Annotated in this window: 10 protein-coding genes; all 10 read left to right on the forward strand. The window is 70.4% G+C overall.

Annotated features, from left to right (window positions below; genetic code table 11):
* Positions 1-3 precede the first annotated feature (3 nt).
* The 10 genes from L3Q65_RS10385 to L3Q65_RS10430 all read left to right on the forward strand — a co-directional run bounded on the left by L3Q65_RS10385 (position 4) and on the right by L3Q65_RS10430 (position 13,515).
* Positions 4-405: a Zn-ribbon domain-containing OB-fold protein gene (locus tag L3Q65_RS10385; protein WP_237599501.1), complete on the forward strand. Its 402-nt coding sequence runs from the start codon at positions 4-6 to the stop codon at positions 403-405.
* Entirely contained in the window at positions 402-1,310 is a 909-nt protein-coding gene (locus L3Q65_RS10390; protein ID WP_237599502.1) for a TIGR03620 family F420-dependent LLM class oxidoreductase, read from the forward strand. The genes L3Q65_RS10385 and L3Q65_RS10390 overlap by 4 nt, the downstream gene beginning before the upstream one ends.
* Positions 1,307-4,759, forward strand: a complete 3,453-nt coding sequence (locus tag L3Q65_RS10395) for an indolepyruvate ferredoxin oxidoreductase family protein (RefSeq protein ID WP_237599503.1) — start codon at positions 1,307-1,309, stop codon at positions 4,757-4,759. The genes L3Q65_RS10390 and L3Q65_RS10395 overlap by 4 nt, the downstream gene beginning before the upstream one ends.
* Positions 4,753-6,117 (forward strand): FAD-binding oxidoreductase, encoded by a 1,365-nt coding sequence (locus L3Q65_RS10400; RefSeq protein WP_237599504.1) that lies wholly within the window; start codon positions 4,753-4,755, stop codon positions 6,115-6,117. Before L3Q65_RS10395 ends, L3Q65_RS10400 begins: the two co-directional genes overlap by 7 nt.
* Entirely contained in the window at positions 6,099-7,091 is a 993-nt protein-coding gene (locus L3Q65_RS10405; RefSeq protein WP_182894861.1) for an alcohol dehydrogenase catalytic domain-containing protein, read from the forward strand. The genes L3Q65_RS10400 and L3Q65_RS10405 overlap by 19 nt, the downstream gene beginning before the upstream one ends.
* Positions 7,088-8,317 (forward strand): CoA transferase, encoded by a 1,230-nt coding sequence (locus L3Q65_RS10410; protein WP_237599505.1) that lies wholly within the window; start codon positions 7,088-7,090, stop codon positions 8,315-8,317. The genes L3Q65_RS10405 and L3Q65_RS10410 overlap by 4 nt, the downstream gene beginning before the upstream one ends.
* A 2-nt stretch (positions 8,318-8,319) precedes the next feature.
* Positions 8,320-9,780 (forward strand): aldehyde dehydrogenase, encoded by a 1,461-nt coding sequence (locus tag L3Q65_RS10415; RefSeq protein WP_370648209.1) that lies wholly within the window; start codon positions 8,320-8,322, stop codon positions 9,778-9,780.
* 62 nt (positions 9,781-9,842) lie between these two features.
* A complete protein-coding gene (locus L3Q65_RS10420; RefSeq protein ID WP_237599507.1) occupies positions 9,843-11,447 on the forward strand; it encodes a hypothetical protein in 1,605 nt (534 codons plus the stop codon).
* Positions 11,444-12,316, forward strand: a complete 873-nt coding sequence (locus tag L3Q65_RS10425) for a TIGR03621 family F420-dependent LLM class oxidoreductase (protein WP_237599508.1) — start codon at positions 11,444-11,446, stop codon at positions 12,314-12,316. The genes L3Q65_RS10420 and L3Q65_RS10425 overlap by 4 nt, the downstream gene beginning before the upstream one ends.
* 5 nt (positions 12,317-12,321) lie before the next feature.
* Positions 12,322-13,515, forward strand: a complete 1,194-nt coding sequence (locus L3Q65_RS10430; RefSeq protein WP_237599509.1) for an acyl-CoA dehydrogenase family protein — start codon at positions 12,322-12,324, stop codon at positions 13,513-13,515.
* Positions 13,516-13,778: the final 263 nt, after the last annotated feature.

Raw genomic sequence — 13,778 nt, forward strand, 5'->3', positions numbered from 1 at the left:
ACGATGACCACTGCGCGACCTCTCCCGCTTCGCTACCCCGAGGACGTCGAACACCTCGACGGCGCGGCTCGCGGCGAACTGCGCGTCCCGGTGTGCGGCTCGTGCGGCGAGGCGTTCTGGCCGCCGTCCCCGGTGTGCCCGCGCGATTTCCGCCGCGACGTCGAGTGGACGACCGACGCCGGGACCGGCCGGGTGCACAGCTGGGTCCGGTTCCACAAGCGCTACTTCGAGGGTGACGACGTGCCGTACGTCGTGGTGCAGGTCCGGCTCGACAGCGGCCCGAACCTGACCACGACGTGGACCGGCCCGGACGACCCTGTGCTCGGCGAACCGGTGACGGTCTCGTTCCGCGAGGTCGGCGACGGGGTGTGGCTGCCGGAATTCGGGCCGGGGGAGCAGGCGTGAAGCCGTCTCGTGAACTGGCGGCCCGGATCGGACCGGTCGGCGTGTGGCTGTCCGTTCTGGCGGAGGTTCCCGCCGCCGAGGCCGCGAAGGCCGCCCGGGTGGTCGAAGACCTCGGCTACGGTGCGCTGTGGATTGGCGAATCCCCGGCGCACAAGGAAATCTTCACCCACGCCGCGTTGCTGTTGTCGGCGACCACACGGCTGACCGTAGCCACCGGAGTCGCCACCATCTGGGCTCGCGACGCGGTCGCCGCCGAAGGCGCGGCCCAGACGCTCGGCGAGGCTTTCCCCGGACGGTTCGTGCTCGGCCTCGGCGCCAGCCACGCGGAGGCCGGCCGAGGGAATGGCCATGACCGGCCGCTGACGGCGTTGCGCGAATACCTCGACGTGCTGGACAGCGATCGCTACCGGGGGCCGCGGCCGGACCGTGCGGTGCCTCGGGTGCTGGCGGCGTTGCGGCCCCGGATGCAGGAACTGGCCCGCGACCGGGCCGCCGGGATGCACTCGTTCTTCGTGCCGCCCGCGCATACCGCGGCCGCCCGGGAACGTCTCGGTCCGGAGCCGTTGCTCGTTCCGGAACAGGCAGTGGTCGTCGATGCGGACGCGGCACGGGCGCGCGAGGTGGCGCGGGAGCACGTCGCGACCCGGCTTGTGCTGCGGAATTACGTGAACCACTTGCGTGCCTTGGGTTTCGGGGACGAAGACTTCGCCGACGGCGGGAGCGACCGGCTGGTGGACGAGTTGGTCGTGTGCGGCGCTGCGGACCAGGTGGCGGCGCGGGTTCGCGAGCATCTCGCCGCGGGGGCTGATCACGTGGCGATCCATCCGTTGACCCGCGCGCCAGGCGTCGAGCCAGTGCTGGACCAGCTTCGGGCACTGGCGGCAGAGGGAGGAATCCGGTCGTGACTGATCGATATCGCGCGGCCGAAGGGCAGTTCCAGCTGACCGGCGTCCAGGCGCTGGCCCGGCTGCCCTTCGAGGTACGCCGCGCCGACCAGCGGGCGGGGCTGCGGACGGCGGCGTTCGTGTCCGGCTACGAGGGCTCGCCGCTCGGCGGATACGACCTCGAACTGGGCAAACAGGCGGAGCTGCTGGCCGAGCACGACATCGTGTTCGAGCCGGGCGTCAACGAGGAACTGGCCGCCACCGCGGTGCAGGGCGCGCAGCTGGCGGCCAAGTCGGAGAACCGGCGCGTCGACGGCGTGACCGGCTACTGGTACGGCAAGTCCCCGGGCCTGGACCGCGCCTCGGACGCCCTGCGGCACAACAACCTCATGGGCACCCACCGCCTCGGCGGGGCGCTGGCGCTGGTCGGCGACGACCCGGGCGCGAAATCCTCGACGGTGCCCGGCAGCTCCGAACTGCTGCTGGCCGACCTCGGCATGCCGACGCTGTACCCGGCGGATCCGCAGGAGGTCCTCGATCTCGGGCAGCACGCGGTGGCGATGTCACGGGCCTGCGGGCTCTGGGTCGGGTTCAAGATCGCTACGAACGTCGCCGACGGGACCGGCACCGTGCGCGTCGATCCCGGCCGGTTCCGTTCTCTTGAGCCGGATCCGGTGGTCGACGGTCGGCCGTTCGTCCACGAGATGACCGCCCGGATGCTGCAACCGGACCTCGGCAGGCTGGAGCGCAGCCGTGACGGCGCGCGTCTCGAACTCGCCCGTCGTTACGCCGCGGTCAACGGGCTGAACACCGTTGTCGGCGGCCGCGACGCCCGGATCGGGATCGTCGCCGCGGGCAAGACCTATCACGATCTCCGCCAGGCGCTGGAGATCCTGGGCCTGGACGAGCCCGAACTGGAGCGTCGCGGAGTCCGGCTGCTGCGGCTCGCGATGGTGCACCCGCTCGAACCCGAAGCCGTCACCCGGTTCGCGGCGGGACTGCGTGAGATCGTGGTGGTGGAAGAGAAACGTTCTTTCATCGAGACCGCGGTCAAGGACCTGCTCTACGGCCGTCCCGACACTCCGGCCGTCGCTGGCAAACGCGGTCCCGACGGCACCGCGCTGGTCCCGGCCGACGGCGAACTGGATCCGGACCGCATCGCCGCGGCGCTCGCGATCCGCTTGCGTGCGCACGGCGGCTTCCCGTCCGTGGAATCCTGGCAGGCCCCGCGACGCACGATCGCGCTCCCGCTCGCCGCTCGCACGCCGTATTTCTGCTCGGGCTGCCCGCACAATTCGTCCACGAAGACGCCGGAGGGATCGCTGGTTGGCGCCGGGATCGGGTGTCACAGCCTGGTCTTGATGACCGGCCGCGAGGACTACGGCGACATCACCGGACTGACCCAGATGGGCGGCGAGGGCACGCAATGGATCGGCATGTCGCCGTTCGTGCGCGACGACCACTTGGTGCAGAACCTCGGCGACGGCACCTTCCACCACTCCGGCAGCCTCGCGGTGCGCGCGGCCGTCGCGTCCGGGGTCAACATCACCTACAAGCTGCTGTACAACTCGGCCGTCGCGATGACCGGCGGCCAGCAGCCGACCGGGGTGCTCACCGTTCCCCAGGTCGTCGCGGCGATGCGGGCTGAAGGCGTGCGCCGGATCATCGTCACCACCGAGGAACCGGCGCGCTACCGGCGCGTCCGGCTCGGCCGCGGCGTCCGGGTCTGGCATCGCGACCGGCTGGCCGAAGCGCAGGAGACGCTCGCCCGCGTCCCGGGCGTGACGATGCTGATCCACGACCAGGAATGCGCGACCGAACTGCGCCGCAAACGCAAACGCGGGCTCGCCCCGGAACCGCCGCAGCACGCGGTGATCAACGAACGCGTCTGCGAGGGCTGCGGCGACTGCGGGGAGAAGTCGAACTGTCTCTCGGTGCAGCCGGTCGACACCGAATTCGGCCGCAAGACCCGGATCGACCAGTCGTCCTGCAACAAGGATTTCTCGTGCCTGGAAGGGGATTGCCCGTCGTTCCTCACCGTGCTTCCCGGCAAGAGCGCGGGGAAGCGGCCGCTCGCCGAACCTCTGGCGGACCCGCTGCCGGAACCGAAACGGACGGTCTCGGCTGAGCGGTACACCGTGCGGGTGACCGGGGTCGGCGGCTCCGGCGTCGTCACGCTGTCGCAGATCCTCGCGACCGCGGCGAACATCGCCGGACTGCCGGTGCGGTCGCTCGACCAGACCGGGCTCGCGCAGAAGGGCGGCGCGGTCGTCTCCGACGTCAAGATCGGCGCGACGCACGCGAACAAAGCCAGCGACGGTGAATGCGACCTCTACCTCGGTGCCGACGTGCTCGTCGCCGCGGACCCGCGCTACCTCGCCGTCGCCGACCCGAGCCGGACCACCGCGGTGGTCTCGACGTCGAAGGTCCCGACCGGAGCGATGGTCGCCGACACCAGCGTCACGTTCCCCGAGGAGGCGGCCCTGCTCGACCGGCTCCGCGAAGCGGCCGGAACCATGACGGCGCTGGATGCCCGGGAAATGGCCGAGGTGCTCTTCGGCCAGGACCAGTACGCCAATCTCCTGCTGACCGGAGTGGCCTACCAACGCGGTGCGCTGCCGATCCCGGCCGAGGCGATCGAAGAAGCCGTCTCTCGCAACGGGGTTCGGGTCGAGACCAACGTGCAGGCGTTCCGCCGCGGCCGGCAATGGGTCGCTGACCCTGCGGCGCTGGAAACTGTGCTCGCCGGTGTGCGCGGAGAACCCGAACCGGAGCCCGCGCTGTCCCCGGCGGCCCGCGCACTCCTGGCCACCGTCGGCGAAAGCGCTGAACTCGCGCGGTTGCTGCGGGTCCGGGTGCCTGACCTGATCGCGTACCAGAACGTCGCCTACGCGCGCCGTTACGTGGAGCAGGTGGAACGGGTGCGCCGTGCCGAGTCCGGCGCGGTCCCGGGCTCGACGGCGCTGACGGAAGCGGTGGCGCGGAATCTGTACAAGCTCATGGCCTACAAGGACGAGTACGAGGTCGCGCGGCTTTCGCTGGATCCGGTGCAGGAACGCCGAGTCCGTGCGCGGTTCGGCGCCGACGCCCGCATCGCGTACCGGTTGCATCCGCCGGTGCTCAAGGCGCTCGGCATGCGCCGCAAGATCGAACTGGGGCCGTGGTTCAAGCCGGTTTTCCGGGTCCTGGTGGCGGGGCGGCGGTTGCGGGGGACGCCGCTGGACCCGTTCGGCCGTGCCGCGGTCCGGCGGCTGGAGCGTGACTTGATCGCCGAATACGAACGGGTCGTCGGCGAGCTGGCCGAGCGGCTTGACCAGGAAAACCACGCCCTGGCAGTGGAAACGGCTCTCCTGCCCGACTTGGTACGCGGTTACGAGGACGTCAAACTCGGCACTGTCGCGAACTACCGGAGCACACTCGCGCAGAAGATGGACGAGTTCCGCGCGGCGAAGGCCGGTGCGCCGTGCTGAACGAACTTCGCCGGGCGTTGCCCGCCGGCCGGGTCCTCACCGATCCGGATGTCCTGGCCGCCTACGCGCACGACGAGGCGGTGTGGGCTGAGCACGAGCTGCCGTTGGCTGTCGTGCGAGCGCACACCGCCGAGGAGATCCAGCAGACCGTGCAGGTGTGTCTGCGCCATCGGGTGCCGATCGTGCCGCGTGGTGCCGGTACCGGTCTGTCCGGAGGCGCGAACGCGGTGGCCGGCGGGATCGTGCTGTCCACCGAGCGGATGACCGCCATCCGCGAAATCAACCCCGCCGAACGGCTCGCGGTGGTCGAACCGGGTGTCGTGAACGAAACGTTGCGGTCGGTGTGCGCGGACCACGGCCTGTGGTATCCGCCGGACCCGGCGAGCGCGCCGTGGTCGACGATCGGCGGCAACGTCGCGACCAACGCCGGCGGCCTGTGCTGCGTCAAATACGGCGTCACCCGCGACTATGTGCTCGGAATGGAAGTCGTCACCGGGACCGGGGAACTGGTCCGGCTCGGCCGCCGCACCGCGAAAGGCGTCGCCGGGTACGACCTCGCCGGGCTGATGGTCGGCTCGGAAGGCACGCTCGGCGTCGTCACCGAAGTCACCGTGCGGTTGCGTGGCGAGCGGGCCGGCGAACGCACGGTCGCCGGGTTTTTCCCCAGCCTGTCGGCGGCGGGAGACGCGGTCGCGGCCGTCAGCGAGTCGGGCGTCGTGCCGTCGGCGCTGGAACTGATCGACCGGCACACTCTCGCCGCGGTGGACGCCTGGAAGAACATGGGCCTGTCCGCCGACGCGGAGGCGGTGCTGCTCGGCCGCACCGACGCACTCGGCGAGGACGAGGCGAAGGTGCTGACGGACTGCTTTACCGCGGCCGGAGCCACCTGGGCGGCCGCATCGTCCGATATGGACGAAGCGGAGGCGCTGTTCGCCGCGCGACGGTTGGCGTATCCGGCGCTCGAACGGCTGGGGCCGGTACTCACCGAGGACGTCTGCGTACCCCGCGGCGCGGTGCCGGAAATGCTGCGGCGGATCGAAGCCATCGGCGTCCGGCACGCCGTGCGGATCGCGAATGTCGCGCACGCCGGGGACGGCAACCTGCACCCGGTGCTCGTCGTCCCGCCCGAGGAAAGGGCACGAGCGGAGGCCGCGTTCGAGGAGATCCTCGACGAGGCGATCGCGCTGGGCGGCACGGTCACCGGGGAACACGGTGTCGGCCTGCTCAAACGCGGCGGGCTCGCCCGGGAACTCAGCCCGGCGGTGCTGGCGATGCACGCGGCGGTCAAGAACGCGCTCGATCCGCACGGAATCCTCAACCCGGGCAAGGTGATCGCGTCGTGCGCGCCGTCGTCCTGAGCGCTCCGGGAGAACTGGCGGTCACTGAAGCCGACTGCCCGGAACCCGGTAGCGGCGAGGTCCTGGTGGAAGTCGCGGCCTGCGGGGTGTGCGGGCACGACCAGGCCGACCGGGCCGGACTGCTGGACATTCCGCTGCCCGCGGTGCTCGGCCACGAGATCGCCGGAACCGTCGTGGCCGGCGGAACCCGGTTCGCGGCAGGGGACCGGGTCGCCGCGAAGCAGTTCGGCACCTGCGGCCGCTGCGAACCATGCGCGGCCGGCGACGAACTGCGTTGCCCGCGGCGCGCGTTCCTCTACGGCGGGTTCGCCGAATACGCGGTCCTCCCGGAATCCGCCCTGCTCCCCGTGCCGCCCGGGGTCCCGCTGGCCGAGGCCGCCGTGGTCGCCTGCGCGGTCGGCACCGGACTGCAGGCTCTCCGCCGGGTGGCGCGGGTCAAGCCCGGCGAGACGGTCCTGGTCACCGGAGCCGGCGGCGGATTGGGGATGCACGCCGTCCAGGTCGCCGCCGCGCTCGGGACCCGCGTGCTCGCGCTCACCGGGAGTCCGGACAAGATCGCGCAGCTGGAGAAGTCCGGTGCTGCGCAGGTGGTGCTCACCGGGGACACCGCCGGGCAGGACATCCTCGACCTGACCGGCGGCCAGGGCGTCGACGTCGTGCTCGACAACACGGGGTTGCAATCCGTGTTCCGCCAAGCTTTCCGCGCGCTCGCCCACGCGGGCCGATACGTACTGACCGGACAGGTCAGCGGGGAGCCGATCCGAGTCCATCCGGCTTTCGTGTTCGAGAAGGAAGCCGTCATCACCGGCTCGGGATCCACGCTCATGCGCACCTTCGCCGAGGCGATGGCCTTGGTCGCCGAGGGCCGGGTGCGACCGGCGGTGAGTCGCTACCCGCTCGAAGACGCGGCGCGCGCTTTCACCGACCGGGTCGCCGGCCGCGCCGTGCTCGTTCCTTCAGGAGGACTGTCATGACCAGGCCCTTGGCCGGTACCCACGTCGTCGAGTGCGCGAGTTTCGTCGCCGGGCCGACCGGCGGCCTGACCCTGGCGCAACTGGGCGCCGACGTCGTCCGCATCGACCCGATCGGCGGCGGCAGCGACTACCTCCGCTGGCCGGTCGCGCCGACGGGGGAGAGCTACTACTGGGCTTCCCTGAACAAGGGCAAGCGTTCGGTCGCGATCGACCTGCGCGATCCGGAAGGCCGCGAACTCGTCCTCGCACTGGCCACCGCTTCCGGCCGCGATCGCGGGATCCTGATCGACAACGCGGTCGGCCGTCCGTGGCTGGCCCACGAACGGCTGGCCGCCCGGCGTCCCGACGTGATCCACGTGCGCGTCCAGGGCTATCCGGACGGACGGCCCGCGGTCGACTACACGGTCAACGCCGAAGCCGGGATCCCCGGGATCACCGGCAGCGGCGACTGGGCCGCGCCGGTGAACCACGTGCTGCCCGCGTGGGATCTCGTCACCGGGCTGAGTGTCGCGACCGGCGTGCTCGCCGCGCTGCACCACCGCGACCGCGCCGGCGAAGGGTCCTATGCGGAGCTGGCGCTGTCCGACGTGTCTCTCGCCGGGGTCGCGAATCTGGGCTGGCTGTCGGAAGCCGCCGACCGGCACGGCGAACGGCCCCGGCACGGCAACCACGTCTACGGCAGTTTCGGCGTCGATTTCGCTTGCCGCGACGACGCCCGCGTGATGGTCGTGGCGCTCACCGACGGCCAGTGGCGCGCGTTGCAGTCGGCGACCGGGACCGCGGAGGTGTTCACCGCACTGGAGAAGGCAATGAACGCGGACCTGCGCGACGAGGCCGAACGGTATCGCCTCCGCGAGACCATCGCGGCGGTCCTGCGGCCGTGGTTCGCCGCGCGCGACCTCGACGAGGTGGGCAAGGAACTCGACGCCGCGCGGGTCCTGTGGGGCCGTTACCGCGGGATGGCTGATCTCGTGGCCGAACACCGCGAGCGGGCACACGACGTGCTCGCCGACCTGCGACTGCCCAGCGGCAGCCCGGCCATCACGGCACGGTCGCCGTTGCGCTTCTCGGGCGAGCGCGGTCCCGCCGGGGCGTGCCCGGCGCTCGGCGCGGACACCGATTCCGTACTGGCCGAGGTGCTCGGCCTTACCGCCGCCGAACTCGGCGGCCTGCACGACCGGCGGGTCATCGCCGCGCCGGAAAACCCGTACAAGGAGGTACGTTGACCATCGATTCGAGCATCGCCCTCGACCGCACCCGGTTCTTCATCGACGGTGTCTGGACAGAGCCGAAGGGCGCCGAGACGCACCTCGCCCTGGAAGCGGCTACCGAGAAACCGCTGGGCCGCGCCGCGCTGGGCTCCGACGCCGACATCGACGCTGCCGTCCGCGCCGCCCGCCGCGCCCTCGACGAGGGACCGTGGGGCCGGACCACCGCCGCGGAACGCGCGGCGACGATGCGCCGGTTCGCTGAGGCGCTGGCAGCCCGCGCCGCCGACACTGCCACGCTCGTCAGCCGGGAGAACGGCATGCCGATCGGGCTGTCGAACGCCTTCAACGGGGACGCGCCGGCCGGGCTGCTGACCATGTACGCGGACCAGATCGCGGCGGAGCAGCTGGAAGAAGTCCGGCCGAGCGCGTCCGGATCGACGGTCGTGCGCCGCGCCCCGGTGGGCGTGGTCGCTGCGATCACGCCGTGGAACTACCCGCAGGTGCTCGCGATGATGAAGATCGCGCCGGCGCTCGCCGCGGGCTGCACCGTGGTGCTCAAGCCGTCGCCGGAAACCGCGCTCGACGGGTACGTTTTCGCCGACGCCGCCGCGGAAGCCGGGCTGCCGCCGGGCGTGCTGAACATCGTGGTCGCCGGTCGCGAAGCTGGTGCCGCGCTGGTGTCGCATCCGTTGGTGGACAAGGTCGCGTTCACCGGATCCACCGCCGCGGGCCGGACGATCGGCGCGGAATGCGGGCGGCTGATCCGCCGGTGCACGCTGGAACTGGGCGGGAAATCGGCGGCCATCGTGCTCGACGACGCGGACCTCGACACCTTCGTCGCCGGTCTCGACAACGCCTGCTTCCAGAACAACGGCCAGACCTGCACGGTCCAGTCGCGCATTCTCGCCCCCCGCTCGCGCTACGCCGAAGTGGTCGACGCGGTCGCGCAGTACGCGCGCGAAATGGTGCTCGGCGACCCGCTCGACCCGGCGGTCACCTGCGGTCCGATGGCCAGCAAAGCACAGCTCGACCGGGTTCTCGGCTACCTCGAACTGGGCCGCGCTTCCGACGCCCGGCTGGTGGCGGGCGGCGGCCGTCCCGCCGCACTGTCCCGGGGCTGGTTCGTGGAGCCCACCGTGTTCGCCGACGTGGACAACCGCGAGCGGATCGCGCAGGAGGAGATCTTCGGCCCGGTCGTCACCATCACCCCGTATGAGGACGAGGACGACGCGGTCCGCCTAGCCAACGACAGCGAATACGGGCTCGGCGGCTCGGTCTGGACCACCGACGAGGACCGCGGCCTCGCCCTCGCCCGCCGCGTGCGGACCGGAACAATCGGCCTCAACTACTACCTCCAGGACCTCGGCGCGCCGTTCGGCGGGATGAAGGGCAGCGGCGTCGGCCGCGAACTCGGGCCCGAGGCGCTCGACAGCTACCTGGAATTCCAGTCCGTCTACGCCAGCGCCGCCCAGCTCTGACCCAGGGCCGCCCCGGGGCCGCCGCACGCGGCCCCGGGGACTGACCGCGGAGGAGAAGACCCTTGTCCACTGTTCGACGCCTGCGCTCCATCGCGCTCGCCCTCGCGCTTGCCCTGCCCCTGACCGCTGTCCCGGACGCTGCCGCCGCCACCCGCTACCGAGTCCAGCGACTGGTCACCGGCACCACGCTGCACTCGCCGAACGGCATCGCCCTCGCTCCGAACGGCGACCTGCTCACCGCGAGCCTCGCCAGCGAAACCATTTCTGCAGTGGACCCCCGCACCGGACGGAACCGCACTCTCGTCGGCCCGCGCGACGGTCGTTCCGACGACCTCGCGGTAGCCCCCTCCGGCGAACTCCTGTGGACCGACCCGGTCGGCGGTGTCGTGAAAGGCCGTGCACCGGACGGCCGGATCCGCACCGTCGCGCGTGATCTGCCCGGCGTCAACTCCATCGCGTTCGACCGGTCCGGCAAGCATCTGTACGTCGGGCAGCTGACCTTCGCCGACGCGCTGTGGGAGATCGACCCCGCCGGCCAGGCCGCGCCCCGGCTGGTCGCGCGCGATCCGGGCGGGCTCAACGCGTTCGCCTTCGGACCGGACGGCATGATCTACGCGCCGCGTTCGAAATACGGGGAAGTCGCCAGGGTCGATCCGCGAACCGGAGCGATTTCCGTGCTCGCTCAAGGATTCCGTCAACCGGTCTCCGTCCGCTTCGACGCGCAAAACCGCCTCTACGCGCTCGACGGCGCGACCGGCCAGCTGGCCCGGATCGACCCGGCCGGTGCCAAGCACACCGTGGCGATGCTGCCTGCCGCCGATGACAACATGATCATCGACTCCACCGGGCACGCTTACGTCAGCAACATGGCCGACAGTTCCGTCTCCCGCGTGGACCTGAACACCGGAACCGTCAGGGCCATTACGTCGAGCCAGCTCGCCTTCCCGGCCGATATCGCCTCCGACGGGCGGACGCTCTACGTCGCCGACGTGACCGCGCTGCGCACCGTGAACCCGCGTACCGGTGCAGTCGGCGAAATTCAGCGGCGGCTGTCGTCCTCGCTGGAGTTTCCGGCCGGGATCAGCGTCACCGCAGCACATTTCGTGCTCACGTCAGAGCTGATCGGGTCGGTTCAGGTGGTGGACCGTCGGACCGGGAAGGTCGTTCGCGAGGTGCACGGTCTCGACAATCCCGCGGACGCCGTCGAGCTGTTTGACGGCAGCCTGGTGATTTCCGAACCCGCAAACGGAAGGCTGCTGCGCGTCGTCGGCGAGGAAGTCCGTCCGTTGGCGGAAAACCTCGGCACCCCAACGGGTATCGCTGTCACCGAGCGCGGGACAGTCCTGGTCGCCGATGCTCAGGGCCGTCTTGTCGAGGTCGAACCCGCCTTGGGAACGGTCGTCGAACGAGCTGCCGGACTCGGCGGACTGCGGGCGGTCGCGGTGCGACCGGACGGATCGGCTGTCGTCCTCGACGCCACCGGCCATCGCGTGCTTTCGGTGGACCGGCAAGGAAAACAAGAAGTGCTCGCGACCGGCCTCGACGTCGGCTACCTCGACGTCCCATACGCCCGTTCCGGCGGCCTCGCGCTCGGCACCGACGGAACCGTCTACATCGCCGCGGACCGGCACAACGCCGTCGACGCGATCCGGAAGACGCACGGATGACCACCCGGGAGTTCCGGTTCGGCGTCAACCTGCTCACCCCGACCTCGCGCGCGGAATGGCAGGCGCGGTGCCGCGAAGCCGAAGACCTCGGCTACGACGTCATCGCGGTCGCCGACCACCTCGGCATGCCGGCGCCCTTGCCCGCGCTCGTGTCGGCGGCCGAAGTCACCACCCGGCCGCAGCTCGCGGTGTTCGTGCTCAACTCCGGGTTCTACAACCCGGTGCTGCTGGCCCGCGATCTGGCCGGAACGGACGCGCTGCTCGACGGACGCCTGGAGGTCGCGCTCGGAACCGGCTACGTGAAGGCTGAATTCGACCTCGCCGGGATTCCCTGGCGCAGCGCGTCCGAACGAGTCGACCACCTCGAGCACACCGTGCTGGAGATGGGGCGGCTCCTCGCCGACCCGGACCACCGGCCGAGCCCGGTCCGGCGGCCGCCGCTGTGCGTCGCAGGCAACGGCAACCGGGTCCTGCGGATCGCCGCCGAACACGCTGACATCGTCGCCTTCAGCGGGGCCGCACCCGGGCACCGGCCCGGCATGCTCCGGTTCCTCGGCCCGGACGCGCTCGCCGCCCGCGTGGACCACGTGCGGCAAGCGGCCCCGCACCGCTTCGACGACCTCGAACTCAACCTGCTCGTCCATGCCGTCGCCCTTGACGGCGACCGCCAGTCCGCAGTCGAGCGGCTGCCCCGGTTCGAGGCTTACCGGTCCGATCTGGCGCAAGTGCCCACCGTCCTTTCCGGACCTCCGGCGGAGATCGCGGAAACCCTTCATCTGCACCGGAAGACGTTCGGCTTCAGCTACGTCACGGTGCCCGAACCGGCGATGCGCGACTTCGCTAGCGTCATCGCCGCAGTGAGGAGCTGACCCTGATGGCTCGTTTGGCCCGGACCGCCGGCCTGACCGATGTGCAGCAGGAGATTCTGTCCACGGTGCGGTCGTTCGTGGACAAGGAGATCATCCCGCACGCGCAGGCGTTGGAGCACGCGGACGAGTACCCGGCCGAGATCGTCGAGGGCATGAAGGAGATGGGCCTGTTCGGGCTCACCATCCCGGAGGAGTACGGCGGCCTGGGCGAATCGCTGCTGACCTACGCGTTGGTGGTGGAGGAGATCGCGCGGGGCTGGATGAGCGTGTCCGGTGTGATCAACACGCACTTCATTGTCGCGCACATGATCACCCGTCACGGGACGCCGGAGCAGAAGCAGCACTTCCTGCCTCGGATGGCGACCGGCGAGGTGCGCGGCAGCTTCTCGATGTCCGAGCCGGACCTCGGTTCGGACGTGGCGGCGATCAAGACCCGCGCTAAGCGCGAGGGCGACGATTATGTGATCGACGGCGCGAAGATGTGGCTGACCAACGGCGGCTCGTCGAACCTGATCGCGCTGCTGGTGAAGACAGACGAGGGCGCGGAGAAGGCACACCAGAACCTGACGACGTTCCTGGTGGAGAAGCCGTCGGGGTTCGGCGAGGTTCTTCCCGGGCTGACGATTCCGGGCAAGATCGACAAAATGGGCTACAAGGGCGTGGACACCACGGAAGCGGTGTTCGACGGCTTCAAGATCGGTGCGGACAAGGTGCTGGGGGAGGCTCCGGGCAAGGGCTTCTCGTACATGATGGACGGCGTCGAGGTGGGCCGGGTGAACGTCGCGGCGCGGGCGTGCGGCATCGCGATCCGGTCGTTCGAGCTGGCGATCGCGTATGCGCAGCAGCGTTCGACGTTCGGCAAGCCGATCGCGCAGCACCAGGCGATCGCGTTCAAGCTCGCGGAGATGGCGACGAAGGTCGAGGCCGCGCACCTGATGATGGTCAACGCCGCCCGGTTGAAGGATTCCGGTGCGCGCAACGACGTCGAGGCCGGGATGGCGAAGCTGATCGCCAGCGAGTACTGCGCCGAGGTGACCCAGGAGGCGTTCCGGATCCACGGCGGCTACGGCTACTCGAAGGAATACGAGATCGAGCGCCTGATGCGCGAGGCCCCGTTCCTGCTGATCGGCGAGGGCACCAGCGAAATCCAGAAAACCATCATCAGCCGCGGCCTCCTGCGCACATTTGGCCGACCTTAGGAAAGACTCGTCGTGGAAAGTCGGCCGGTGAAGTGGGTCACTTGCTTCGATATCGAAGCAACGAAGGCGGGCTCGGGTTCCGGGTTCTTGGTCGGTGCCTCGATTGTGGGAGGCCGCCGGTTTTGGAGCACCGACACGATCGCTCTGCTCAAGCCGTCGAATGTGATTTCGTACAAACCTTAAGAACTGCTGTCCAGGCTTCCGCTGAACGTCGCTCTCACGGCTGAGGCGAGAGCGTCGAAGAGGGGGTCTAGTCGTTCGCG

Origin of the sequence: Amycolatopsis sp. FU40 (assembly GCF_021903635.1) — a bacterium.
Taxonomy (GTDB): domain Bacteria; phylum Actinomycetota; class Actinomycetes; order Mycobacteriales; family Pseudonocardiaceae; genus Amycolatopsis; species Amycolatopsis dendrobii.

Bases quoted from the DNA above. Each gene is read 5' to 3' on its own strand.
- L3Q65_RS10425 (WP_237599508.1), top strand. From the start codon at position 11,444: ATGACCACCCGGGAGTTCCGGTTCGGCGTCAACCTGCTCACCCCGACC.
- L3Q65_RS10385 (WP_237599501.1), top strand. From the start codon at position 4: ATGACCACTGCGCGACCTCTCCCGCTTCGCTACCCCGAGGACGTCGAA.
- L3Q65_RS10430 (WP_237599509.1), top strand. From the start codon at position 12,322: ATGGCTCGTTTGGCCCGGACCGCCGGCCTGACCGATGTGCAGCAGGAG.
- L3Q65_RS10410 (WP_237599505.1), top strand. From the start codon at position 7,088: ATGACCAGGCCCTTGGCCGGTACCCACGTCGTCGAGTGCGCGAGTTTC.